This window comes from Acinetobacter sp. V102_4 (genome assembly GCF_031799005.1).
In the GTDB taxonomy this organism is placed as follows: Bacteria; Pseudomonadota; Gammaproteobacteria; order Pseudomonadales; family Moraxellaceae; genus Acinetobacter; species Acinetobacter calcoaceticus.
Window position 1 is genome coordinate 1 of record NZ_JAVQNR010000032.1, and the last position, 22,763, is coordinate 22,763.

General features: G+C 38.9%; 26 protein-coding genes, 3 tRNA genes and 1 pseudogene. 14 read left to right on the plus strand and 16 right to left on the minus strand.

All coding sequences use genetic code 11. The features are described 5' to 3' along the window. Positions 1 to 2: 2 nt before the first annotated feature. From RMB13_RS02515 to RMB13_RS02525, 3 genes are all read right to left on the minus strand, one after another. Positions 3 to 75, minus strand: a tRNA-Phe gene (locus tag RMB13_RS02515). Between the two features lie 126 nt (positions 76 to 201). After that, positions 202 to 277 (minus strand) — tRNA-Phe (locus RMB13_RS02520). A gap of 105 nt (positions 278 to 382) precedes the next feature. After that, entirely contained in the window at positions 383 to 766 is a 384-nt protein-coding gene (locus RMB13_RS02525; RefSeq protein WP_003653877.1) for a GNAT family N-acetyltransferase, read from the minus strand. A gap of 101 nt (positions 767 to 867) precedes the next feature. Here RMB13_RS02525 and hisB point away from each other — a divergent pair, with 101 nt between their 5' ends. The 5 genes from hisB to hisA all read left to right on the plus strand — a co-directional run bounded on the left by hisB (position 868) and on the right by hisA (position 4,329). Further along, positions 868 to 1,461 (plus strand): imidazoleglycerol-phosphate dehydratase HisB, encoded by a 594-nt coding sequence (hisB, locus tag RMB13_RS02530; protein ID WP_004639787.1) that lies wholly within the window; start codon positions 868 to 870, stop codon positions 1,459 to 1,461. Continuing rightward, a complete protein-coding gene (hisH, locus tag RMB13_RS02535) occupies positions 1,461 to 2,078 on the plus strand; it encodes an imidazole glycerol phosphate synthase subunit HisH (protein ID WP_003653881.1) in 618 nt (205 codons plus the stop codon). The genes hisB and hisH overlap by 1 nt, the downstream gene beginning before the upstream one ends. A 152-nt stretch (positions 2,079 to 2,230) precedes the next feature. Next, a complete protein-coding gene (locus RMB13_RS02540; RefSeq protein ID WP_311084337.1) occupies positions 2,231 to 2,773 on the plus strand; it encodes a DUF805 domain-containing protein in 543 nt (180 codons plus the stop codon). Positions 2,774 to 2,861: 88 nt separating this feature from the next. Further along, positions 2,862 to 3,503, plus strand: a complete 642-nt coding sequence (locus RMB13_RS02545) for a 3'-5' exonuclease (protein WP_080027906.1) — start codon at positions 2,862 to 2,864, stop codon at positions 3,501 to 3,503. Between the two features lie 94 nt (positions 3,504 to 3,597). Next, positions 3,598 to 4,329, plus strand: a complete 732-nt coding sequence (gene hisA / locus RMB13_RS02550; RefSeq protein ID WP_004639792.1) for a 1-(5-phosphoribosyl)-5-[(5-phosphoribosylamino)methylideneamino]imidazole-4-carboxamide isomerase — start codon at positions 3,598 to 3,600, stop codon at positions 4,327 to 4,329. Positions 4,330 to 4,386: 57 nt separating this feature from the next. Here the strand turns inward: hisA and RMB13_RS02555 are convergent, their stop codons facing one another. Together RMB13_RS02555 and RMB13_RS02560 are read right to left on the minus strand one after the other, a co-directional pair. Further along, the gene (locus tag RMB13_RS02555) at positions 4,387 to 6,078 is read right to left on the minus strand and encodes an ABC transporter ATP-binding protein (RefSeq protein ID WP_311084338.1); all 1,692 of its coding nucleotides are present in this window, start codon (positions 6,076 to 6,078) and stop codon (positions 4,387 to 4,389) included. 177 nt (positions 6,079 to 6,255) lie between these two features. After that, positions 6,256 to 6,807: an XRE family transcriptional regulator gene (locus RMB13_RS02560; RefSeq protein WP_311084454.1), complete on the minus strand. Its 552-nt coding sequence runs from the start codon at positions 6,805 to 6,807 to the stop codon at positions 6,256 to 6,258. A gap of 96 nt (positions 6,808 to 6,903) precedes the next feature. Here RMB13_RS02560 and RMB13_RS02565 point away from each other — a divergent pair, with 96 nt between their 5' ends. Further along, positions 6,904 to 7,806 carry a DMT family transporter gene (locus RMB13_RS02565; protein ID WP_311084339.1) on the plus strand — a complete coding sequence of 301 codons (903 nt, stop codon included), beginning with the start codon at positions 6,904 to 6,906 and terminating at the stop codon, positions 7,804 to 7,806. Positions 7,807 to 7,838: 32 nt separating this feature from the next. Here the strand turns inward: RMB13_RS02565 and RMB13_RS02570 are convergent, their stop codons facing one another. The 4 genes from RMB13_RS02570 to RMB13_RS02585 are packed head-to-tail and all read right to left on the minus strand — an operon-like array spanning position 7,839 to position 10,166. Further along, a complete protein-coding gene (locus RMB13_RS02570; protein ID WP_205468423.1) occupies positions 7,839 to 8,144 on the minus strand; it encodes an antibiotic biosynthesis monooxygenase in 306 nt (101 codons plus the stop codon). Positions 8,145 to 8,147: 3 nt separating this feature from the next. After that, positions 8,148 to 8,540: a hypothetical protein gene (locus RMB13_RS02575; RefSeq protein WP_005038196.1), complete on the minus strand. Its 393-nt coding sequence runs from the start codon at positions 8,538 to 8,540 to the stop codon at positions 8,148 to 8,150. A 36-nt stretch (positions 8,541 to 8,576) separates the two neighbouring features. Continuing rightward, positions 8,577 to 9,206, minus strand: a complete 630-nt coding sequence (locus RMB13_RS02580; RefSeq protein ID WP_281835939.1) for a DUF1294 domain-containing protein — start codon at positions 9,204 to 9,206, stop codon at positions 8,577 to 8,579. Between the two features lie 9 nt (positions 9,207 to 9,215). Then, positions 9,216 to 10,166, minus strand: a complete 951-nt coding sequence (locus RMB13_RS02585; RefSeq protein WP_311084340.1) for a homoserine kinase — start codon at positions 10,164 to 10,166, stop codon at positions 9,216 to 9,218. A 112-nt stretch (positions 10,167 to 10,278) separates the two neighbouring features. Between RMB13_RS02585 and hisF the strand changes: the two genes are divergently transcribed. Continuing rightward, complete coding sequence (gene hisF / locus RMB13_RS02590) at positions 10,279 to 11,037, plus strand: imidazole glycerol phosphate synthase subunit HisF (protein WP_005038191.1); 759 nt, start codon at positions 10,279 to 10,281, stop codon at positions 11,035 to 11,037. A 40-nt stretch (positions 11,038 to 11,077) separates the two neighbouring features. Here the strand turns inward: hisF and RMB13_RS02595 are convergent, their stop codons facing one another. Further along, entirely contained in the window at positions 11,078 to 11,716 is a 639-nt protein-coding gene (locus RMB13_RS02595; protein WP_311084341.1) for a hypothetical protein, read from the minus strand. Positions 11,717 to 11,825: 109 nt separating this feature from the next. Between RMB13_RS02595 and RMB13_RS02600 the strand changes: the two genes are divergently transcribed. Both RMB13_RS02600 and aqpZ read left to right on the plus strand, forming a co-directional pair. Continuing rightward, a complete protein-coding gene (locus RMB13_RS02600) occupies positions 11,826 to 12,830 on the plus strand; it encodes an AraC family transcriptional regulator ligand-binding domain-containing protein (RefSeq protein WP_311084342.1) in 1,005 nt (334 codons plus the stop codon). Positions 12,831 to 12,962: 132 nt separating this feature from the next. Further along, entirely contained in the window at positions 12,963 to 13,652 is a 690-nt protein-coding gene (gene aqpZ, locus RMB13_RS02605) for an aquaporin Z (RefSeq protein ID WP_003653910.1), read from the plus strand. Between the two features lie 249 nt (positions 13,653 to 13,901). Here the strand turns inward: aqpZ and RMB13_RS02610 are convergent, their stop codons facing one another. From RMB13_RS02610 to RMB13_RS02620, 3 genes are all read right to left on the minus strand, one after another. Continuing rightward, positions 13,902 to 14,144: a hypothetical protein gene (locus RMB13_RS02610; RefSeq protein WP_000476055.1), complete on the minus strand. Its 243-nt coding sequence runs from the start codon at positions 14,142 to 14,144 to the stop codon at positions 13,902 to 13,904. 45 nt (positions 14,145 to 14,189) lie between these two features. Then, the gene (locus RMB13_RS02615) at positions 14,190 to 14,789 is read right to left on the minus strand and encodes a LysE family translocator (RefSeq protein WP_311084343.1); all 600 of its coding nucleotides are present in this window, start codon (positions 14,787 to 14,789) and stop codon (positions 14,190 to 14,192) included. 97 nt (positions 14,790 to 14,886) lie between these two features. After that, positions 14,887 to 15,966: a DNA/RNA non-specific endonuclease gene (locus RMB13_RS02620; RefSeq protein WP_311084344.1), complete on the minus strand. Its 1,080-nt coding sequence runs from the start codon at positions 15,964 to 15,966 to the stop codon at positions 14,887 to 14,889. A gap of 255 nt (positions 15,967 to 16,221) precedes the next feature. Here RMB13_RS02620 and RMB13_RS02625 point away from each other — a divergent pair, with 255 nt between their 5' ends. Beyond that, positions 16,222 to 16,662, plus strand: a complete 441-nt coding sequence (locus RMB13_RS02625) for a hypothetical protein (RefSeq protein ID WP_311084345.1) — start codon at positions 16,222 to 16,224, stop codon at positions 16,660 to 16,662. A gap of 55 nt (positions 16,663 to 16,717) precedes the next feature. Here RMB13_RS02625 and RMB13_RS02630 read toward each other — a convergent pair whose 3' ends face one another. Further along, positions 16,718 to 18,595, minus strand: a complete 1,878-nt coding sequence (locus tag RMB13_RS02630; RefSeq protein WP_017390917.1) for a potassium transporter Kup — start codon at positions 18,593 to 18,595, stop codon at positions 16,718 to 16,720. 118 nt (positions 18,596 to 18,713) lie between these two features. Here RMB13_RS02630 and RMB13_RS02635 point away from each other — a divergent pair. The 4 genes from RMB13_RS02635 to RMB13_RS02650 all read left to right on the plus strand — a co-directional run bounded on the left by RMB13_RS02635 (position 18,714) and on the right by RMB13_RS02650 (position 21,654). Beyond that, positions 18,714 to 18,803: transfer RNA gene (locus tag RMB13_RS02635), tRNA-Ser, on the plus strand. Positions 18,804 to 18,938: 135 nt separating this feature from the next. Continuing rightward, on the plus strand, positions 18,939 to 19,751 hold the full coding sequence (locus RMB13_RS02640; RefSeq protein ID WP_311084346.1) for an AraC family transcriptional regulator: 813 nt from the start codon (positions 18,939 to 18,941) through the stop codon (positions 19,749 to 19,751). 89 nt (positions 19,752 to 19,840) lie between these two features. After that, complete coding sequence (gene elbB / locus RMB13_RS02645; protein WP_311084347.1) at positions 19,841 to 20,503, plus strand: isoprenoid biosynthesis glyoxalase ElbB; 663 nt, start codon at positions 19,841 to 19,843, stop codon at positions 20,501 to 20,503. A gap of 371 nt (positions 20,504 to 20,874) precedes the next feature. Continuing rightward, the gene (locus RMB13_RS02650) at positions 20,875 to 21,654 is read left to right on the plus strand and encodes a hypothetical protein (RefSeq protein WP_311074521.1); all 780 of its coding nucleotides are present in this window, start codon (positions 20,875 to 20,877) and stop codon (positions 21,652 to 21,654) included. 140 nt (positions 21,655 to 21,794) lie between these two features. Here RMB13_RS02650 and RMB13_RS02655 read toward each other — a convergent pair. Further along, positions 21,795 to 22,137: pseudogene (locus RMB13_RS02655) on the minus strand (DHCW motif cupin fold protein). Positions 22,138 to 22,217: 80 nt separating this feature from the next. After that, the gene (locus RMB13_RS02660) at positions 22,218 to 22,676 is read right to left on the minus strand and encodes a hypothetical protein (RefSeq protein ID WP_311084348.1); all 459 of its coding nucleotides are present in this window, start codon (positions 22,674 to 22,676) and stop codon (positions 22,218 to 22,220) included. Positions 22,677 to 22,763 lie beyond the last annotated feature (87 nt).

The following is a 22,763-nucleotide window of genomic DNA, read 5'->3' on the forward strand; positions in this document are numbered from 1 at the left end:
GGTGGCGAGACCCAGGATCGAACTGGGGACACACGGATTTTCAATCCGTTGCTCTACCTACTGAGCTATCACGCCGATGGCCTGTATTAAGCCGTATCTCAGAACAATAGTCAACTATTATCCTGAGTTTTTGATTTAAATGAGTATTTTTTATACTCAAAAAAAATCCCTGATGGGATCAGGGATTGAAAACACATATAATGGTGGCGAGACCCAGGATCGAACTGGGGACACACGGATTTTCAATCCGTTGCTCTACCTACTGAGCTATCACGCCGAAGTGGGCGTATTAAACAATGTTTATATGATCACGTCAAGCAACTTCCGCGTTTTTTGTAACAAGTGATTATTTTTAAATCACCATTACATACGAACTGGACTTTTAATGATGTAATTTACCAATATGAGCCAAACAACGATGAATAGCGCCACAACCCGGCTCAAAAATTTTCACGCCTTTTGACTCTTCTATACGACAAGCTTCTTCAACTAAACGCTCTGCTACCCCACGCCCCCGGTTGGCAGGGTGCACAACAATATATTCAAGAACCTTGCTTTCGCCTTGTCCTGAAGACCACATTGCCCCTATAATTTTGGTGTTAAATTCGGCAGTGTATAGCGTGGTATACTGTTGTAAATCTTGTTCAAGTTGTTCAATCGCATCGTGCCCGTCACCAAACTCCGGACTTGTATCATACAGTCGCTCAAGCTGATCGCGAATCTCTGAATTATCTAGAGAACTATAAGCATGTACGGTAATAGGCATTGATTAACCCTCCTGAGCAAACTATGATGCTGTCACGAATTCGTCACAGCGAAATTATCGTTACATCCAATCATTTTTGACGTTTTTTGAGGAACGTGTCCATGACGCAACGTATCAGTGAAGTGGTTAGAAATACCAATGAAACCAAAATTCGAGTTCGATTAAATCTCGACGGTACTGGTCAAGGCACACTAAACACTGGAGTTCCATTTTTAGACCATATGATTGATCAAATCAAGCGACATGGCTTATTTGATATCGATATTCATTGTGACGGAGACCTCGATATTGACGATCACCACACCGTAGAAGACTGTGGAATCACGCTTGGACAAGCTTTTGCACAAGCTTTAGGCGATAAAAAAGGTTTAAAACGCTATGGTCATTTTTATGCACCATTAGACGAAGCTTTGTCTCGTGTTGTTGTAGATTTATCTGGTCGTCCGGGTTTATTTATGGATATTCCATTTACCCGCGCACGTATCGGTACGTTTGATGTCGATTTATTTTCTGAGTTTTTCCAAGGTTTCGTAAACCATGCGCTTATGACCTTACACATCGATAATTTGAAAGGTAAAAATAGCCATCATCAAATTGAAAGTGTGTTCAAAGCGCTAGCTCGTGCTTTACGTATGGCATGTGAAGTTGATCCACGTGCCGAAAACACGATTGCATCGACAAAAGGTAGCCTCTAATGACACGTATCGCGTTACTTGATTATGGCATGGGCAATCTACACTCAGCAGCTAAAGCACTTGAGTATGTGGGCGCTACAGTCGATGTGACCAATGATCCAAAATTAATTGCACAAGCCGACAAAATTGTTTTTCCAGGTGTTGGGGCAATGCGCGACTGTATGCAAGGCATGCGCGAAGCAGGCATTGATGAAGTCGTACGTAAAGCTGCTTTTAATAAACCTGTTCTTGCAATTTGTGTCGGCATGCAAGCATTACTACAAAGTTCTGAAGAAAATGGCGGTGTAGACGCACTAGGTATTTTTGACGGCGTAGTAAAACACTTCCCTCAAATGGAAGGGTTAAAAGTGCCTCATATGGGTTGGAATCAGGTTCATCAATTGGACCCAAGCCACCCAATGTGGAACAACATCGAACAAGATGCACGTTTCTACTTTGTACATAGTTATTATGTCGAGCCAAAAGATGAAAGCGTTGTGGCTGCGACCTGTGACTATGGTGTGAACTTCTGCACAGCAATTCACAAAGATAATTTATTTGCGACTCAATTCCACCCAGAGAAAAGTCATACTGCCGGTTTGCAGTTACTTAAAAACTTTGTGGAATGGAATATTTAATTTCCTTTAAAAAATAAAATAGATCAGGTCGAGATGGCCTGATCTATTTTTTTATTTATAATAACAACCAATCATTTACAGAATTATATTTTATTCAACAAAATATTGAATATTTATACTTTTAAATAAAACCAAATGATCAGGAAAACAAAATGAATTCCCCTTTTGAAAATCAGCCACTTCAACAAGATTCACCCTTTAAAGCTAGTGGTCGTTTTGGACGACTCTCTTATGCAGCATGGTTACTGCTTTATGCTATTATTTTCACTAGTGCTTTTGCAGTGATTGGTATGTCTGCTGGTCTGGTAGCTGAACCCAGCAGTAATGTACCTGTCACGGTTGGGTTCATTTTATTATTTATTCTTTATATCGCATATTTCTATTCTACTTTTATACTTATGATTCGTCGTTTACATGATCGAAATCATAGTGGTTGGCTGTCACTACTTCTACTCGTACCCTTGGTAAATATTGGCCTTATGATTTATCTTTTTGCAGCTAAAGGCGATGAAGGTACTAACGACTACGGTCCAGCGCGGGCAACGCCAAGTTGGGAGCGTATATTGGGTTGGATTTATATTGTCATTATTCCAATCCTCTTTATTGTTGCCATTATTGCAATAGCAGTCCCAAGCTATCAAACTTACATTGAAAAAAGTCAACAAATTAAAATTAGCTCAACAACCCAACCATAAACATTGTTAAATCATTGATAAAGCCTAGTTCTCTAGGCTTTATTCATATATAAAGCTAATAGCTCAATTCTTTTGTATGCTGTTAAATATGTCCGAAGCCTCTCCCCTTCTTGATAAAGCCTCTATTCAGCAGCTCCCTCCTTTTGAAAATCTTAATCATCAAAATATTGTGGTGATTGAAAATATTGAGCAATGCAAAACTATTGAAGAAGAATTAAAAAACGCTGAAATTTTGGGATTTGATTCCGAATCAAAACCCACGTTTCGAGTGGGCGAAGTCTCGACAGGCCCACATCTGATTCAGTTAGCGACTGAACAAAAAGCATATCTGTTTCATGTAAATTCATTCACTTTAAAATTTCTGCTGCCCATTTTATCTAACCCCAAACAAATTAAAGTCGGTTTTGGCCTCAAAAACGATAAGCATATTTTTCATAAAAAAGGGATTGAACTCGAAGGTTGTGTCGACCTCGCAAAAGGCTTTAGCCATTTTGGTTTTAAACAGCAACTGGGGGTACAAAAAGCAGTGGCGCTGTTATTTGAGCAATATCTTGCAAAGTCGAAAAAAATCGGAACGTCAAACTGGGCACGAAAGCCACTTAGCTCTCAGCAAATCAGTTACGCTGCTGCCGATGCATATGCTGCTTTATTGGTATTTCAAGAGCTCAGAAAACAAAAACTATTACCCGCTCACATTTCTCAAACTATTCAAACCGCACTTCAAGCGTAAAGTTATAAAAGTCTTTTCTAAGGCTTAGCGATTGATCAATACTTTGCTAAGATGTGCACAATTTCATAATCATGATGAAGCAAGGAGCGGAAGCATGCTAATCATTCCTGCAATTGACCTGAAAGATGGTAAATGTGTGCGTTTAAAACAAGGGCGTATGGAAGACGATACAGTTTTCTCTGACGATCCAGTTGCAACTGCCCAGCATTGGGTAAATGAAGGCGCACGTCGTTTGCATTTGGTCGATTTGAATGGCGCTTTCGCAGGCACTCCAATTCATAAACCTATTGTTGAAGCAATTGCTAAAGCTCAGCCAGAATTACCAATTCAAATTGGTGGTGGTATTCGCTCTTTAGAAACAATTGAGCACTATTTAGAAGCTGGCGTGACTTTTGTCATTATTGGCACTAAAGCAGTTCAAGAGCCTGAATTTGTAGAAGAAGCTTGTAAGCGCTTTGCTGGCCACATCATTGTTGGTATTGATGCCATGAATGGCATGGTTGCTACTGACGGTTGGGCTAATGTAACTGACGTTAAAGCAACTGATTTAGCAAAACGTTTTGCTGATGCAGGCGTGTCTAGCATTGTCTATACCGATATTGCTCGTGATGGCATGATGCAAGGTGTAAACGTTGAGCAAACTGTAAACTTGGCTCAATACTCAGGCTTACCAGTAATTGCTTCAGGTGGTGTAACTAACCTTGATGACGTTCGCAACTTAATAGGCCAACCGGGCATTTTAGGTGCGATTACAGGCCGTGCAATTTATGAAGGCACACTGAGCCTTCGTGAAGCTCAGCTTTTGTTAGATGAAAATCGTCTTTAATTTTTTAAGATCTAAAAAAGAGCCTGTTTAGGCTCTTTTTTTATTTTTTGATTATCTTTAGTTTAATAACTTTTCTAAATCTATTACCTCATCTGCAAGCTCCATTGCGTAGGGTGAATGTGTAATCATAATTACGGATGGAACGACTTGCTGAATATATTCAAGTATATTTTTTGCAGTATCTACATCCAAGGCGGCAGTCGGTTCGTCTAGGATGATGAGTTGAGGGCGAGCTAAAAGTCCTCTAAGAATGCAAATTCTTTGCTTTTCTCCTCCTGAAAAATTCTTATAAATTTCAGTTAAATCATCATCAAGTGTCAGTTGATGCTTTTTCAAAATATGTAACAGGTTAAATTGATCAAGCATCTGAAGTAAGTAAGAATCCTCATATATATGCGAGGAGTTATAAACTAAATTATCTCTAAGGGAATAAGGGAAAATAACTGGTTGCTGTGCAACGTAAACAACCTCATCAAAAATATGCTTAGAAAAATTTTGGCTAATATCAATATTTTTATACAAAAGCTGTCCTGATTGAATCTGATATACCCCCATTAAATAATTCATCAGAGAAGTTTTACCCAAACCTGTTGGGCCAATCACGACATACGTTTTATTGGCTCGTATTGTTAAATTAAAATGATCTACTGCTCTTTTTCCTAATAAAAATTTAGCATTTATAAATTGGAAGAGATCTTCAGAATGTTGAATGGCAGAAGACGTATATTGTTCTTTCTTTAGATTAAAGTACTGCCGATATTTTGCTAACGCGACAAAATTTCCATTTAAACGCATCAAGCTTTGGGAAACTGCCAGAAATGGATTGGTGAGTTGAATAATATAGGTACTTATCAATACAAAAGCACCCGGTGTAAGCTGCTTTTCAGTTGAAAGAAACACTGTAAATAACATAAAAACGAGTAAAAATAGAAAGATCAGGAACAATTGAGAAATCATCAATAACCCTATTTTCTTGTTCCTATCTTTAGCTGTTGTAATGGATAAATTGAGTGTTTCATTAAATTTTGATAACTGAAACGGTACTGCATTCTTTACTTTAATTTCATATGAATTTGAAATCTGATGTATCAAATGACTATTCGCCTGATTATCTTTTTGATACATCGCATCGAATAGTGAACTACTTGTTTTATTTATATGAAAGGAAACTAAAAAAATAATGATAGCTATTAATAAAAAGCTAATACTAAAGACTAGGCTAATGGTCGTAAATAGAACTGCAAAAATCATCGCCAATTGAAAAATAATTGGCCCCAAATGAAGAAGTAACGTTAAATTAATCTCACCAAAAGCAGAACTTCCTCTTGCAAGATCACTGATTACTGTTCCAGCTTCAATTTGATCTTGTTCATCTTTTTTAAGATTTAAATAATTTTTTAAGCCTGCAAAAATTAATGCTCCTTTGAAATCAACCATCAAATAAGCACTAAAAATATTTTGCGTCCAATGACATAACTCATTCACCAACCATGCAGTCGCGTAGGCAAGTACAAGTAGATATAAAAAATTAAATGGGAGTTGAATATTGAGGAAAAAGTTATATTCGTGTGCAGAGTAATCAATAATAATTTTCAGCAGGTATGGCAACAATGTTGTAAAGAATGCTGAAAACATCACTAATAAAAACATGAGAAACATACTACCCTTCTGTTTCTTATAATTTTCTTTAGAAACTTTCCATAAAAATTTATAGTTTTGAATATCTTGCGAACTTAATAAAAACTTCATTTCTGTATCTTTTTTCTATTAAAACAATTTAAAAATAATTTCATTACACAAGAAATATTATAACTTGCCTTATTTATTATTATTCATGTTTTTTTAATTAAAATTACAAGTTTTTAAATAATAAAAATTCTATATATAAAACTTAATAACTCATGTGATTTTAAAAAGACTTTAAAGTTAATACACCACATTTCGAATAAATTTAAGCACTTGTTTACCACTATTGATATAGGTATAAGTCACTGAACTTTCAAAACTAAAAGATGAACCAGCAGGAATAATTTTAATGCTGTCGGTAAATTGTATGGTCAACTCACCTTCTAATACATAAATCAATTCTTGCCATCCTTCCGCATCTGCTTCAGCAATATAAGATTCACCCACAGCCAATGACCATGTCCACAGCTCAACTTGAGACCGAGACGGAACTGAAGCCAGTAAAGTTGCTTTGCTTTCTTCTTTGTCTCCCTGCCAAGCAAGTACATTCACTAAGGCTTGTTCTTTGAGCTCAGGTGCACTCACAATCGTTCTAAAATCTACGCCCAAAACTACCGCAATTGCGTCGAGTTTAGCCAAGCTAATATTGACTTGCCCCGTTTCTAAAGCAGCGATTGTCCGTCTACTCACACCAGCCTGATCGGCTAAATCCTGCTGGCTTAAACCTCGCTCATCTCTTAATGAACGAATATTTGTGCCGACGTGCTGTAAAACGGTGCTGGACTGGGTCATAAAATAAATAGCAAAGAAAATATGAGCAATATATTGCACAAAACATAGGAATACTGCAATATGTGCAGTATATTGCACAATTTCTCCTGATCAGATATGTCACCAATTTCTCTGAGCTCAAGCAAAGCCCCACTGTTAGCTCTTATCCTAATTACCATTATTTGGGGTGGAACATTCCTTACTGTGCAGTATGCACTGAATTTTTCGTCACCTATGTTTTTTGTGGGCTGTCGCTTTGCTGTAGCAGCGCTTACTTTACTGCTTATTTCATTAAAGAGTATGAATGGCATAACGTTAAAAGATTTAGGTGCAGGGAGTGCGATTGGCCTTGTAATTGCGGCAGGCTATGGTACACAGACGATTGGTCTTCAAACTATTCCAAGTAGTGAATCCGCGTTTTTAACATCACTTTATGTGCCGCTTGTCCCTCTTTTAATGTGGCTTATCTTTAGAAAAGTTCCACACATCATGACTTGGGTGGGAGCAGCTCTGGCTTTCGCTGGTCTTGTTTTGTTGACAGGCAATGGTTTTAAGCAGATTTCATTAAGTTTTGGACAGCTTTTAACAGTGCTTGGCGCATTTGCGATTGCTTTAGAGATTATTTTTATTAGCTACTTTGCTGGAAAAGTAAATTTACGCCGTGTCACTATCATTCAACTCGGGGTTGCCTCTCTAATTTCTTTTGCCATTATGCCTGTGGTTGGCGAGCATGCGATTCCAGCATTCTCATGGCCTCTTGTGATGATTGCTGTTGCATTAGGCTTAGCCAGTGCACTCATTCAATTTGTGATGAACTGGGCTCAACGTGTGGTTGACCCTTCACGGGCTGCAATTATTTATGCAGGAGAACCCGTTTGGGCGGGCATTATTGGTCGAATTGCTGGTGAGCGTTTACCAGTCATTGCTCTTTTGGGTGGTGCTTTAGTGGTATTAGGTGTTTTAGTGAGTGAGTTAAAAATTAAGCTTCCAACCAAAAAAATCAAAGGAATTCGAGAATAAAAAAGAGAGCGTAATGCTCTCTTTTTTATCTATTATTTTTTCTTTAATAGCATGCAGGGTTGATAATACTCAACTGTCGGCATTGGATCATAAAATGGATGGAGCAATGCCTTCCACTCCTGATAAGCCTCAGACTTTCTAAACCCTTCGGTATGATTTTCAATCTCATCCCAAAAAATAATTAAAATATAATGATGTGGGTCAGTTGCATGCCTAATGAGTTGGACAGCATTAAAGCCTTCCATTGGATAGACAATATGTTTGGCCTGCTCGAATGCCTCAAGAAACGCCTCACTTTGCCCAGCCTTTATACTCAAATGCACATGTTCAATAATCATGGTTTATTGATACATCGGGCGATTATCATTTAAAGCAATCAAGCCACGAATTGCACGATATACAATCCAAATCCACGCAGCAGCAATTACGCCTACGCAGAATACGGTCGATGAGACTGCAACCCCTGCAAACAGATCAGGATTTTCACCCGTAAAGAACAAGAAAATAAACGGCAAAAAGGCGATAATATTCCAAGCCAGATACCACCAGAATGTTCTGATTTGCCATGTAAAGTGGCTCTCAAAAATTGAACCTTGTACATCAGAACGTTTCACGTAGTTAATAATTAGAGCAATAACCGCAAGTAAGCCACCTGTAAAAATGGCAACAATATAAAGTACATATAAAATAAGCGTTAAAGTACGATTTGAATCTTGGTCGATAGAACTATTCATTTTTATACCTCTCGAGTTTAATAAAACGATTTACTTTTATGAACCCCGCAATACGTTTAAGGGAGAAATTAGCCACAAAATCAAAAGTAAATGAAGGAATATGGTACAAAAATAAATCTTACGAAAGGGTTGTTTTTGTGTTTTATGTCTCAGTTTTTGTTGTGCCCACCATGCAGCAGGCCAGCCCCCTAAAAAGCTGACAATATGCAATGTTTGTTCAGGCACACGGCGATTACCCAATTGTGCCGCTTCTTTGTCTTGTGAATAGAGCCAATAACTCAGCACATTCATCATTAAAACAAACAACAAGGCGTAAGCTGGCAAAGTATGCATAAAGCTCATAATGCCCATTAAAACAAAATAAAATACGATCCCCATTTGCATGGCAGACCATGGTTTGGTTTGAAAAGAAGATTCTGTTTTTGCTGGCTTTGGAGCTTTACGAGTTTGAGATGCCTTTAAATAGGTCACCTGCTGGGCACGAAAGCGACCACGTTCATCAAGGATAATCAGATATTCCAGTGCACAGCCAATAATTGGCCGAGGACCGGGGCGTGCAAAATCTTTGATATGCAAAAAGACTCGCTCTTTTTCAGCATCATCTGGCTGAATAAAGCCATAACCTTTTTCGTCGAACCATTCGACTAATCGCCCCTGATCTCGCATCTTTATTCCTTATCCTTTTACATGGCTTAAACGGTCTTGCATCATTGCTCGCATTTCTTGCGGATCTTTTTGCAAAATGTCGTCGCCTGTACGTCCTTCTTCTTTATTTTTTTGAGCAACTTGCAAACGCATCGACCAAAAACGGCACGCTGCCATTGCTAAGAATACATCTAAACATTCAAGTTCATCTGAAGTAAGCGCACGAACTTTTTGGTATGCCTCTAAGTAAGCCGCTACTTTGTCTGAGTTTAAATGCGCTGCTGGATATTCGGTACAAAAATCATTGATGGTAATCGCAATATCAAACAGTAACTCGTCTTGATTGAGCTCGTAAAAATCTAAAATACCTTGTAATTGCTCGCCTTCAAACAAGGTATTGTCGCGGAACAAATCTGAGTGAATAAAACCTGTTGGTCGATTTGAATACTGCGCTGTTTTAGCATTAAAAGCTTGATAGACCTGTTCAAGTAAATTTTGGTCATCTTGAGACATGTTTGGTTTAAGCTGCTCTGCAACACCTGTCCAATATTGATGATCACGTCTATATTCACGCTCAAGCGGAAAATCTTGTAAAGCAACATGCAGTTTCGCCTGTGCGTCCGCAATCGCGGCAACTTGCGCTACTGTCGTTTGCATGGGATGGTGACCCATAAGACGTGGTGCAATCTGTGCAGGTTTTTCTGCAATAACATGAACCGCTTGTCCGCTATGTTTTAACGGCACAGCAACGGGTACATCATGAGTCCCCAATTGTTCAAGAACAGGAATCAGCTCGCCTGCTCCTTGTGCATCTAACTCTTCAAATACGGTGAGTACATATTGTTTACGGTTTACATCAACCAGAAAATAATTGGTGTTTTGAATACCTCCCTGAATTGGGTTCAGCTCCAACACCTCTAATCCATAAGGTGCAGCAAAGGCGCGAACTTCATCTAAACTCAACGGGGTATAAACCGACATGGAAAACCTGCAAAAAACATCTGTGAAGTTTGATAGAATACCTCTTCCCTTCATGAAGGTGTAGCGCCTGTGTAGGAACTTTCACCAACGGCGATTATTTTTGGAAAAAGCTATGCTTGCTAAACGTATTATTCCTTGCCTAGACGTTGATAACGGACGCGTAGTTAAAGGCGTTCAATTCCTCGATATTCGTGATGCTGGCGACCCTGTTGAAGTGGCACGTCGCTATAACGAACAAGGTGCAGATGAAATTACTTTCTTAGACATTACCGCTACACATCATGGACGCGATACCACTTACCGTACTGTTGAGCGTATGGCCGAGACTGTATTTGTGCCATTAACTGTCGGTGGTGGTGTACGTAAAGTTGAAGATATCCGTTCGTTATTAAATGCAGGTGCGGATAAAGTGAGTATTAACTCAGCAGCCGTATTTAATCCTGAATTTGTTCAAGAAGCTTCACAGCACTTTGGCGCGCAATGTATTGTGGTTGCGATTGATGCCAAAAAGACTGGCGACAACAAATGGGAAATCTTTACCCACGGTGGCCGTAAACCAACCGGTATCGATGCGATTGAATGGGCTGTAAAAATGGCTGACTTCGGTGCGGGTGAGTTACTCATTACCAGTATGGATGCCGACGGTACTAAAGCAGGTTACGATATTGCTTTAATGCGCGCTATTAATGACCGCGTTACCGTTCCAACAATTGCTTCAGGCGGTGTAGGTAACTTACAACACCTTGCAGACGGTATTTTACAAGGTGGCGCCGATGCAGTATTGGCAGCAAGTATTTTCCACTTTGGGCAATATACAATTCCAGAAGCTAAACAATATTTAGCTGAACAAGGCATCGAAATGCGCTTGTAAGTTTATTGATATTTAAAGGGGCGATATGCCCCTTTATTTTTTATGCCGCACCGTCTACAACATTCAGATCACCGATGAGTTTAGGCTTTTCTTTTTTCTCGACCCATTTTGCAGGAAAGATTTTTTCTATAGCTTGAGATAAAGGTTTAGCAATCACTGTCGGTAACCGTATGCCCAAAGGATTTTGTTCTTTTAAATCTGCCGAAGACACCACACGTGTTCCCATCACATAATCAAACCAAGGCTTGGTCACACACCAATTGGCATCTTGATTAGAGTTCATGTGGTGGTCGTAATGCCACGGAATTTTACGCTTTGCCCATTCAGGCTCCAGATGTGCACGGCGATGAATATAATAATAATTTCCAGCACTGTACCAAGCTGCGAGTGCCATACCTTTTGAAAACGGGTAAAAAATAGCGCTTGAAACAGTTGCCACCACTGCTAGTGAAATTAACTCATTTTTAGTCCGCCAATTTCCAACACCTTCCACATAACAATCATCATGAAATTGCTGTTTGCGTACTTCACGATGATGTGCCCAATGTGACTCCATGCTTTTTGGCACAGGGCTATATCTCGGTTGTCCAGCACGATGTACCCCATGCAAAATATATTTATGAGCTACCCATTCAAATGCGTTGGCAACTGCAATTCCGGCAATAAACCCTTTTAACATCGCTTTACTCCTTTTTCTTTTTATTCAGAATATAAAATTCGATATGCTATGTATTGACCAGAATTTATGGTTTCATTGACAAATCACGACAAGAAAGAGGTGGTCAGGGATGCCACAACTAAAAAATTATACGGGTTCAGTCTATGGAGGACTCGGACACCTACTAAAAGCTTACTGCGAAGCCAATCAGTTAGCTATTCCTGAGCAATTAGAACAAATTCAAAATCTGGAACGCTTTGACTATGTGATTTGGCGCGACCTATTAGAAGTGATTTATAAATTAAACCCCAAGCCGGGTTTAGGTCTAGAAATTGCCAAATATGTACAACCCAAACACTTAGGAATTATTGCCTACCTTGCACTCTCTTGCGATAACTTAGGTGAAGCGTTAATTCGCTATCATGATTTTCACCGCCTAATTTATGACGGAAGTCCTTTAGTGGTTGAGCTATATGGGCAATATGCTTCTATTCGCTGGGAAGCTACAGAACTGCATCCCACCCAACTTACCGATGAAATTGCCATTGCTCTGGTGATCCAATTTTTACGCCTTTTTATGTCTCACCAAGATGTGCATTTGCATGAAGTACATTTTTTAAATGCCCCACCTAAAAACATCAGGGTCTATGAACAATACTTTCAATGTCCGGTTCGTTTTAGCCAGCCCCGTACCCAATTACTCATTCCAATTACTGAAATTAATAAGCCTCTGAGCAGTGCTGACCACACTTTACAACAATTACTGGTTCAACAAGCCCAAGCACTTTTAGAACAATTACCAAATTCGACACAACTTGATCAACGCTTACAACACTCAATTTTGACTGGGCTACAAAAGAATCAATATCAAATTGAATATATTGCAGCTCAACTAGGCCTTTCTGTTCGACAGCTTCAGCGCCACTTACAACAACAAAACACCACATTTCAGGAACGTGTTCAGCAAGTACGGTTTATGCTCGCAACCGAGTATTTAAAAGATCCGCATTTAAGCTTACAAGAGATTGCTCTTTTGCTTTGTTATTCAGAACAAAGTGCTTTTCAAAGAGCATTTAAACATTGGACCAATCAAACACCACAACAATGGCGAGATCAATTTTTAGACAAAGAATAACCAACCAAAACTTACAAATCTTTTCTTGATTAAAACAACACTGAAAACAAAAATTTCATATAGTCACATGCTTCAAATTTATGTGACGTAATTCACATTAATTAAAATAGATTAAATAAATGAGTAATCAGAATGAATAAATATTTTGCTGAATTTCTAGGTACGTTTTGGCTAGTCTTTGGTGGTTGTGGTAGCGCAGTATTAGCCGCAGCTTTCCCTGAACTTGGTATTGGCTTTGCAGGTGTAGCCCTTGCCTTTGGTTTAACCGTACTCACAGGTGCTTATGCTCTAGGGCATATCTCAGGTGGACATTTTAACCCCGCGGTAAGTGTTGGCCTTTGGGTCGGCGGCCGCTTCGATGTTAAAGATCTCATTCCCTATATTGTTGCTCAAGTGGTCGGTGCGACTGCTGCTGCATTTGTTCTCTACATTATTGCTCAAGGCCAAGCGGGCTTTAGCGGTGTTGGTGGTTTTGCTTCAAATGGTTTCGGTGATTTATCACCAAACAAGTTTGGCTTAGGTTCTGCTTTCATTATTGAAGTGGTACTTACAGCTTTCTTCTTAATCATTATTTTAGGCGCAACTGACCGCCGCGCACCTGCCGGCTTCGCCCCTATTGCGATTGGTTTAGGCTTAACGCTCATTCACTTAATCAGTATTCCAGTCACGAACACTTCTGTGAACCCTGCACGTAGTACAGGTGTCGCGTTCTTTGCTGAAACTGCTGCTTTAAGTCAGTTGTGGTTGTTCTGGGTGGCGCCGATTTTGGGTGCTGTGATTGGTGCGCTTATTTATAAGGTGGTTGCTGGGGATAAGGATTAACACGATGAAGCTCTACTTCGTAAAATCGAAAGTAATCAGCTAATTCTCATTACTTTTGTTTCGGCAAAAGTAACCAAAACCATTGCCATTCACAAAACCTGTTCTCTGGGATCATTTATCTGATCCCACACAGTAACAATCCTGATCTTAAAATGGGCAGGTTGTGAATGGCTTTATCACGAATCAGATTTCACGCATTATTCAATAACCATAGAACTTTGACCAGATCAAACTCTATTAATGAATCATCTATAAAAACGGATTATTAATTTCTTGTTCAGCTGGACGTTCAATTTTCTCAGGCAATTCTTCTTTTTCCAAAGCCGCAACTACATCGTTTAAAAAGCTCTGTAAAGCCTTCGCTTGTTCTAACCCGACCTTGTCTTTAGTGATTTGTAAGTTGCCATAAATGCTGACGCAATCGACATCATTTTCTAATGTTAAATCTTCAATTGATGAAGACTCTGTACCCTTTTCAAATGGCTTAAACATAGGTGTTATCTCGTTGTTATATCTTCACAGTGTAATACGACCAATTTAAAAAAAATCAATCAAAATTAAAAGTGCCGATAAAATTAAAAAGGCTCCCATCAGGATATTAAAATATTTCAAACGGTTGCCTTGGTTAAGTACCACCGAAAATTTATCGCCACATAGCCCCCAAAAGAACAAACACGCATAGCAAGTGAAAAAATAAATAATGATAAAGATGGGTAAAGACTGCGGATTTTCAATGCTTGTAAACATGGTAATACCAGACACACAAGCCAACCATGCTTTCGGATTGAGCCACTGTAACAAGAAACCATCTTTAAAATTGGGAATAATCATCTGTTCTACAGGAGCACTTGAAATAGAAATGTTGGTAGCCGAGAGAATAATTTTTATACCGATATAACAAACAAATAACGTTCCACAAATCGCAAGAATTTTTAATACAACAGGAAACTGAGTTAATAAACTCTGAAGCCCAAATGCCATAAAAATCAAAAGTAAGGTAAAACCAATCGTGGCGCCTGAAATATAGGGAAGCGATCTTTTTAAACCATGATTTAAACTGGTCGATAAAATTACGGTATTTACGGGACCGGGGGTAATAGACATTGCAAATGAAAAAAGAAACATCGAGGCAAACATTGTTATTGTCCTTATTAAAATAGAATCCATAGACAGATCTGTCTATGGATTCTATTTTAAATAATTACGGTGTTGCAATAACAATCAAAAAAACTGCTTATTTCATTATTTGCAAGAAATAGTTCACCAATGCTTCAACCAGTTGCTTCACAATGGCTTGGCGTGTTTCTTCATCAATGCTTGGAACTTTTGCTTCCATCGCTTCTGAAGAGCCACTTTTTTGCTTTTTAAACTGGTCTTGTAACACGTTAATTTGATCAGCATTTAAGTCCTGCTCACATTGGCTTTCCCCATCCCAATGTAAATAGTCTAGCTTCTGATTTGGCTTAACCGAGGCTGCCGTTAAAGGTAGACGATAGACATTACGCTTTTGCTGCTCAGTTAACTGTGGAAACAGGTTAACACCTAAGCGTTCCTCAAGGTAACAAACACTCACCACTTTCACTTGCAGAGAGTTATTGTTAGGTGCGTAGTAAGCCCCAATAGCGCCAGTTTTTGGCATATACACCGCTTTATAAATTGCGGTTGGAACGATTACACCTTTCCCAATAGTTTTAAGGCGTTTGCCCTCAAAAACAGGGCCAGTAACAACATATACATCTTGTTTTTGCTTGGTCGCAATGGCGCGTGTGGCTTCTTCGAGTTTACGCCAAACTTCCTGATTATTTTTAGGGGCTTGCGGCACCATATTGCTTAACGAGAAGCTATCAGACTGTGAGTTTTTATTTGGCATATCGCCATTCGGTGCCATATGACCACGGTCATAACCTGAACCACGATAGTCACTTAACAGTGCCCGATGCTTTTGATCAACACGAGTTTCTTCATGAAAGTTATCTTCACGCTTAATTTTGACACTCAAACGTTCTGCATTTAAATGCTCAGCCGACCATAACGGCGTTTTAGAGATTCCTGAATACAAAACGTTAAAGCCATTAAAGCACAGCGGATAACTGTCTTTTTTTAAGCTTTCTTTATTTAAAGCAGGAGGAACTTCACGATAGAACTGATTTAAACAAGTCGAGTTAGTACTTAAAGGCGAAAACCACTGCGAAATCTTTTCACTACCAAAAGCAATTGCAAAACTTCCCGCAGCAATACAAGCAAGAATAATCTTGCCAAAATGCTCACTTAGAGAAAAAGAGTTTGTACCTTTACTACGTTTTTTACTTGCCATGTTTCTATCAATACCACTGTCCACACGCAGCTTAACAACCCTGCTTTTTTAAGTATATCTCTTATCTTTCAAATGGTTAAAACATGGTCATCTTTTTTGTAACTCCACTCCCCATTACGTAACAATCTGTTGGAATTATGAGAGGCTTTGGCTATTGAATTACGTCAATTGCGTATCTTTCGTTGAAAAACACTGATTGCTTATGACATGGTTAGCTCCACAAATTTGGATAAAAATATAATCGGAGTCCACTTAATGATCCATTCAAAGATTATTGGTATTGGCGTAATCACAGGATTGTGTAGTATGGCAGCTTTGGCTGAACCAGCAGTCCAGCCAGGAGATACTTTAGAAAGTTTGTCTAAAGTAAAAGTTACTACAACGGTAAATGGCCAACCTGGTTCTATTAGCGATTTAGTCAATAGCGGACAAGTACAACAAGTTTCTGCTGCACCGACAAATGCTGCTCCTACAGGCGCTCCTATTCCGGCAGACGTTCCACCAGCACCTCCAGCAGGCGGTGAAATGGCACCTCCGGCTGCACCAACTGATACAATACCACCTGCACCAGACCAAGCGTCTCCAGCGCCACAAGATCCGAATGCTGCACCATCTGCGGCAGATTCAAGTCAGTCGGCAGACCCGATGGCAAAAGATGGTGCTTTGCCAGCAGATGCACCTGTTCAAGCTCAATAATTTGAGCCATAAAAAAACCAAGACATTTGTCTTGGTTTTTTTATACATCAATATTTTATATCTCGATTTGACTACCTAACTCAACCACACGGTTGGTTGGAATTTGATAGAAATCACTCACCGGACTGGTATTACGCTGCATAGAGATAAACAGTTTCTCTCTCCATGGAGACATACCGTCGCCCACCGAATGAACAATACGATCGCGGGAAATAAAGAAGCTAATATGCATTAAGTCATATTCAAGACCTAACTGCTCGTAAGCTTGCATGAGTGCTTTTGGTACATTCATTTCATCTTTAAAGCCGTAGAAAATCTTAATACGGAAGAAATGTTCAGCTAAAGTTTCTGTTGAAATACGATCTTCTGGTTCAACAAAAGGTACATCTTCAATCACTACAGTAACCAAGATATTGCGCTGATGCAGCACTTTATTGTGCTTGATGTTATGCAGCATGGCATGTGGTACAACGTTCGGTGTACCTGTCATAAAGACGGCATCACCCGGAACCCAGTGCACGCTATTACCAATACTTTTCACAAACAAATCGAGTGATAACGTATCGTGTTCGAGCTTGGCAAAAGTGAGCTCACGACCACGTTTCCATGTCATTAAGATAGTCACTGCAATCGCACCAATCAGTAATGGCACCCAACCGCCCGACAAGATTTTAAGTGAAGTTGCACCCACCAATACCGACTCTAAAACAAAGAATGGAATAATGAGGAGTAGCACTTTTGGCATGCTCCACTTCCAAGCTGAATAGATGAACACAGCAACCAAAATCGTGTCACATAGCATCGTCAAGGTTACAGCGAGACCATAAGCACTTGCCAAGTTTGAGCTGGTTTTGAAAATCAAAATTAAGATAATAATTGCGATTAAAAGCAACCAGTTTAAGAAAGGAACATAAATCTGGCCTTCTTCAGACTCAGAGGTATGTTTAATACTTAAACGCGGTAAATAACCCAATTGAATCGCTTGACGTGCAAGTGAAAACACCCCAGAAATTACGGCTTGAGAGGCAATTACGGTTGCCATGGTCGCCATAATAATCATTGGGTAAAGTGCCCACTGTGGCACCAATAAATAGAACGGGTTTTGAATCGCCGCTGGGTCTCTGAGCAACAATGCACCCTGTCCTGCGTAGTTTAAAACCAAACACGGCAACACCACAAAGAACCATGCTAGACGAATCGGAATTGGTCCGAAATGTCCCATATCGGCATAAAGCGCTTCACCACCAGTAACTGTTAACACCACAGCACCCATCACGAAAAAGGTCATTAGGGGTTGGTGGTAGATAAACTGAATCGCCCAATGCGGACTAAACATGCCTAACACCACAGGGGTTTGAATGACGCTGTGAAGACCTAATAATCCTAAAGATAAGAACCACACCATCGTAATCGGGCCAAAAAACTTACCGACAAAGGCCGTACCGTGTTTTTGTACCAAAAACAACGCGATGATAATGGTAATCGCAATTGGCATGATGAACGGGTCAAACACATCGGTTGCAATAGACAAACCTTCGACTGCCGAGAGTACCGAAATGGCTGGGGTAATAATACCGTCACCAAAAAACAGCGATGCACCAATAAAGCCAATGGCAATCATGTAGATTTTTTTGTTATCGGCAATTTTGGCTTTACGTAAGTTCAATGCGAGTAAGGCCATAATTCCGCCTTCGCCATTGTTGTCTGCACGCATGACGATGGCGACATACTTAATACTGATGATCAGCATTAAGCACCAAAAAATAATGGATAAAATTCCTAATACGTTTTCAGGCTTAATTCCCAACCCATGCGCTGCATGGAAGGACTCTTTTAAGGCGTAGAGTGGACTTGTTCCAATATCTCCAAAGACCACCCCAAGAGCTGCCAAAGCCGTGGCAGGCAAGGTTGCTTTTTTGGCCGTATTTTGCATTGTGTAATTAAACCAACATGATTTTTATCGCAATCTTATCACCTCTATTATTTTTTTTCTGTAAAGCTCATCTTAAATCTTGGCAGAACAAGATTTTTTAGTTACTATCGCACGCCTTGGTGAGGTGTCCGAGTGGCTTAAGGAGCACGCCTGGAAAGTGTGTATACGTTTGCGCGTATCGAGGGTTCGAATCCCTCTCTCACCGCCAGAATTGAAATTTAAAGAGGCTTAAATCTAATGGGTTTAAGCTTTTTTATTAGCCAAAATATTAAAAAACAGTCAGAAAAGCCGATAATTTTCTCACCTTATTTAAGCCCCAGATTAAATTAAATATTTCAACTCAATGAAAAATCTCACTTCTTTAGCTAAGAAAGCAATTCACTCCCATAACAATTTAAATTTACCCTTTTCAATTTATTCAGCTTATAAAGAACAAAAAATTAGAAATGTTCCAATTACGAAACCGTTATTCATCGCTATTTTAAGTGGCATTAAAGAGTTAGGGAAAACTGAAAACATTGTATGTGGAACTGGTTCTTTTATATTTTTATCAAATAGTGCCAGCATTGATATGCGCAATATTCCAAATCAAGAAGAATATTTTGCGCTCCTCATCGAGTTCGACTTTGATGACTTTAAAGACCTCCCTACCTCTTCAGGAACTCCTAAAAAGTTTGTACAAGGCCAACTCAACTCCTTACTCGAAAATGCACTTTCTCAATTTATAGATTTTTCTCTCATTGCCCCGTCTTCTGTTTTTAAATTTAGAAGAAGAGAACTTTTAGAGCTTATTTATCATTCTGGTTATACCGATATCTCTAGCCTAAATATGACTACAAGCTTGAGTGAAAAAGTTCAGGCATTAATTTCTGATCATTTATCTACAGAACTCACAGCTGAATTTATTGCTTCCCAACTTTTCATGAGTTCATCGACGTTAAGAAGAAAGCTAAAAAGTGAGGGAAACCGTATTCAAGACATTCGTAATAGAGTAAGACTGGGGCATGGATTGCACTTAATTCAAACCACCAATAACAGCATTGGAAATATTGCATTTGAGTGTGGCTATCAATCTCAATCTAGATTTACTGAACAGTTTAAAAATTTGTTTGGGATCACCCCTCGTGAACTACGCAAAACCAAAATGCTTACTTGAGGCGAAATTATGGCAAATCTGCGTATAAAAAAATTTAAGAAGAAAACTTAAGATCTTTTGCACACTAAAATAGGGTCTTAAGAAAGCAGATGAAAAAAGTAGCGGTGATTTTATCGGGTTGTGGTTATTTAGATGGTTCTGAAATTAGAGAATCTGTTTTAACCCTCTTAGCTTTAGACACAGCAAATATTGAATATCAAATTTTTGCACCCGATGAGCCTTTGTTTCATGTCATCGACCATGTGAGTGGAGAAATAAGCGAAGGTGAAAGCAGAAATATTTTACAAGAAGCAGGACGAATTGCCCGAGGTAAAATTTTCACACTCGATAAACTTGATGAAAATGAATTTGATGGACTTATTATTCCCGGTGGGTTTGGCGTCGCAAAAAATTTATCAACTTTTGCCTTTAAAGGAGCAGAAGCAAGCGTACATTCTACAGTCACCTCAATTCTAAAAGCGTTTCATCAAAGTAAGAAACCAATCGGGGCAATTTGCATCTCCCCTGCACTATTGGCACTGACTTTTGGAGACTTACACCCAAATATCACTTTAGGCTCTGACACCAACATTGCTAAGGAAATTGAAAAAACTGGTGCGATTCATCATGTCTGCCAAACTTCAGAGATCGCGGTAGATAACCAGAATTTATTTGTTACTACGCCTGCCTATATGGATGACCAAGCTGGTTTAAAGGATATCTTTTTAGGAATTACAAGTTTAATTACTGCCATGACAATTTTGGCAAATTAAAATGTTTTATGAGGGATAGAGATTACTATCCCCCTATTTGATTGTCTTCATTCATTGTTCCTAGGTAATCCGCACTAGTGATGGGCCTTTACAGTGACAGAGAAAACTAGCTGAGGTACTTTCCCCTTTCAATTCTAAAGACTATTGGTCTTTGTTTTATTAATGTTATAGCTTAAAAGTTAGTAATAATATGTGAATGTTACAGTATTAAAATAATTATAATATGTGACTGCTGAATTAATTTGAGATGGATTTAATACTTAATATGTTTTGAGTATTTTACTCTATGTCAAATTGCTAAAAGCAACATTACTATCTTGTGCTATTAAAAAACCAACTACTAATTTCTACTTTATAAAAAAGGTGCCATTATGGGTTATCTGCGTAAAAAAAGTTTCATGTTCTTTCTTGATGCTGACGCTCCAGCAACAAATAAAACGTTAAGCAAAAATGAAATTGAAGAGATTGAGTTAAAACATAACGAAAATAAGACGCAAAGGATTGAAAATCTGATCAAATCCTATGCACAACAGCTTGGGCAGACAAATGAAGACCGGCTTCGAGAAGTGGCGAATATAGTGAAGGAGTTAGACAATAATACAAACGTACTCCATGAGTACATTCGTGAAACCTTCCGTTCAACAAATGAAATGCCCTGGCGTACATTCTGTCATGAAATTCACAAAATTGCGCACTCGCAAGCCGAGTTACCAGATAACAGCTATAAACCTAGCCGCTCTAGTGGAGATACTGTCCGTTTCAGACAAGATGGATATCTGGGTGTCGACGTTGCACCGGCAGGTACCAGTTATGATTCAAAGAAGGGTGAATATTATGATAACGGTGAAAGAAGTGCTTCTCTGTGGGTAACCGTCGATGAAGGGTGGGAAAAAGACGGTAACTGGGGAGGTTATCTTCGAATCACATGTGCCACGCACAAAAATAAATACATAGATTCCAAGGATGGATGGGTATTACCTGTCTCTTCGAAGGCTGATAAGGTTACATTTTACGATATGGGTAACTACTACGAAATCTGGCAGAAAGATCGTGATTCGGGGCGCCCACTGACAGTAGAAGGCAATACCTTACGATTCGGAGACAGAGCCAATCCAGGGAAGTGGAATATTCAGGATGCAACTTGGGACTAATTAACCTGAACATCTGATTTAACTCACATGCGACCCGGTGACATTAGTATCGCCGGGTTTTTCTGGATAAATGAGTCCACTATCCCAATATGTTTAAGCCTCTATCCCTTATCCCTCTTTATTATGTTCTTTGTATGGATCTAATCAACGATAAGTAACTTCGCACCATTCAGGCTAAAAGACTGATGTGGTTCTGAATTATCCCCTACCTGATAACTCATTCCCGAAGTTAAAATAAATGTTCGCCCATCCTTCAATCTACTTTCTAGCTCGCCTTCTAGGCAAAATAATATGTGACCTTTTTCACACCAATGGTCTGCCAAGTAGTTTGCTGAGTACTCGACATGTCTCACTCTAATTTTATTTTTTTCTTCACCAAAAAAATTGAGTTTTCCAATAAGCTTTTCCAGTTTCACCGCTATATTCAGTGACTTCAATTTCTGCCCAATTTGTAATTTGAAATGGAAAAGGCGCGATATTCATAATTTTTCCAAAGACGTATTATTGTATTTTCAACTTATAGACAAATTTGATTTTTGCAAATGATTTAAAAATATTATTTCTCAAGCCCCACTGCCCAGCTCAGTAACGAGCCAATTAGATTTTGGATCCTTTTTTACAACAGTTACAAACACAATATAGGTTCCAGCAGGGTTACCAGCAAGATCCGCATGTACTGTTTTTATCTTTATGACGAGTAAAATCATTTTATAAAATTGTTGATAATAATCAGGTCTATTTTTTGCTGATTCGTAACGAACTTTTAGCACTTCTAGAACTTTTGAATCTTTATAAATTTGGGGTATTTCAGCATTTCGAATATTTAAGTTCTCGCCTAACCAAACATATTTATATGCTGTAGCTGCGTCTCCATTAGAAAGTGAATTAAAAAAGGAAATAGCAGCTCGACTTGCTTGTTCTTTTTCAACGTTAGCGTTTTTCTCGTATGATTTAAAGGCTGCAAACAAACATAATCCAGCAAGAAGTAGTCCGATAGTTATAAAAATTCTAGACTTTGGCATTTGGCTTCCTTTCTAATTTTTTAAAATGTCATGTTAAAAAATAGTCAGATCAAAATTAAGTTATAGAAAGACCCAAATCGTTTTGAT

Bases quoted from the DNA above. Each gene is read 5' to 3' on its own strand.
- RMB13_RS02525 (WP_003653877.1), bottom strand. From the start codon at position 766: ATGCCTATTACCGTACATGCTTATAGTTCTCTAGATAATTCAGAGATT.
- hisB (WP_004639787.1), top strand. From the start codon at position 868: ATGACGCAACGTATCAGTGAAGTGGTTAGAAATACCAATGAAACCAAA.
- hisH (WP_003653881.1), top strand. From the start codon at position 1,461: ATGACACGTATCGCGTTACTTGATTATGGCATGGGCAATCTACACTCA.
- RMB13_RS02540 (WP_311084337.1), top strand. From the start codon at position 2,231: ATGAATTCCCCTTTTGAAAATCAGCCACTTCAACAAGATTCACCCTTT.
- RMB13_RS02545 (WP_080027906.1), top strand. From the start codon at position 2,862: ATGTCCGAAGCCTCTCCCCTTCTTGATAAAGCCTCTATTCAGCAGCTC.
- hisA (WP_004639792.1), top strand. From the start codon at position 3,598: ATGCTAATCATTCCTGCAATTGACCTGAAAGATGGTAAATGTGTGCGT.
- RMB13_RS02555 (WP_311084338.1), bottom strand. From the start codon at position 6,078: ATGAAGTTTTTATTAAGTTCGCAAGATATTCAAAACTATAAATTTTTA.
- RMB13_RS02560 (WP_311084454.1), bottom strand. From the start codon at position 6,807: ATGACCCAGTCCAGCACCGTTTTACAGCACGTCGGCACAAATATTCGT.
- RMB13_RS02565 (WP_311084339.1), top strand. From the start codon at position 6,904: ATGTCACCAATTTCTCTGAGCTCAAGCAAAGCCCCACTGTTAGCTCTT.
- RMB13_RS02570 (WP_205468423.1), bottom strand. From the start codon at position 8,144: ATGATTATTGAACATGTGCATTTGAGTATAAAGGCTGGGCAAAGTGAG.
- RMB13_RS02575 (WP_005038196.1), bottom strand. From the start codon at position 8,540: ATGAATAGTTCTATCGACCAAGATTCAAATCGTACTTTAACGCTTATT.
- RMB13_RS02580 (WP_281835939.1), bottom strand. From the start codon at position 9,206: ATGCGAGATCAGGGGCGATTAGTCGAATGGTTCGACGAAAAAGGTTAT.
- RMB13_RS02585 (WP_311084340.1), bottom strand. From the start codon at position 10,166: ATGTCGGTTTATACCCCGTTGAGTTTAGATGAAGTTCGCGCCTTTGCT.
- hisF (WP_005038191.1), top strand. From the start codon at position 10,279: ATGCTTGCTAAACGTATTATTCCTTGCCTAGACGTTGATAACGGACGC.
- RMB13_RS02595 (WP_311084341.1), bottom strand. From the start codon at position 11,716: ATGTTAAAAGGGTTTATTGCCGGAATTGCAGTTGCCAACGCATTTGAA.
- RMB13_RS02600 (WP_311084342.1), top strand. From the start codon at position 11,826: ATGCCACAACTAAAAAATTATACGGGTTCAGTCTATGGAGGACTCGGA.
- aqpZ (WP_003653910.1), top strand. From the start codon at position 12,963: ATGAATAAATATTTTGCTGAATTTCTAGGTACGTTTTGGCTAGTCTTT.
- RMB13_RS02610 (WP_000476055.1), bottom strand. From the start codon at position 14,144: ATGTTTAAGCCATTTGAAAAGGGTACAGAGTCTTCATCAATTGAAGAT.
- RMB13_RS02615 (WP_311084343.1), bottom strand. From the start codon at position 14,789: ATGTTTGCCTCGATGTTTCTTTTTTCATTTGCAATGTCTATTACCCCC.
- RMB13_RS02620 (WP_311084344.1), bottom strand. From the start codon at position 15,966: ATGGCAAGTAAAAAACGTAGTAAAGGTACAAACTCTTTTTCTCTAAGT.
- RMB13_RS02625 (WP_311084345.1), top strand. From the start codon at position 16,222: ATGATCCATTCAAAGATTATTGGTATTGGCGTAATCACAGGATTGTGT.
- RMB13_RS02630 (WP_017390917.1), bottom strand. From the start codon at position 18,595: ATGCAAAATACGGCCAAAAAAGCAACCTTGCCTGCCACGGCTTTGGCA.
- RMB13_RS02640 (WP_311084346.1), top strand. From the start codon at position 18,939: ATGAAAAATCTCACTTCTTTAGCTAAGAAAGCAATTCACTCCCATAAC.
- elbB (WP_311084347.1), top strand. From the start codon at position 19,841: ATGAAAAAAGTAGCGGTGATTTTATCGGGTTGTGGTTATTTAGATGGT.
- RMB13_RS02650 (WP_311074521.1), top strand. From the start codon at position 20,875: ATGGGTTATCTGCGTAAAAAAAGTTTCATGTTCTTTCTTGATGCTGAC.
- RMB13_RS02660 (WP_311084348.1), bottom strand. From the start codon at position 22,676: ATGCCAAAGTCTAGAATTTTTATAACTATCGGACTACTTCTTGCTGGA.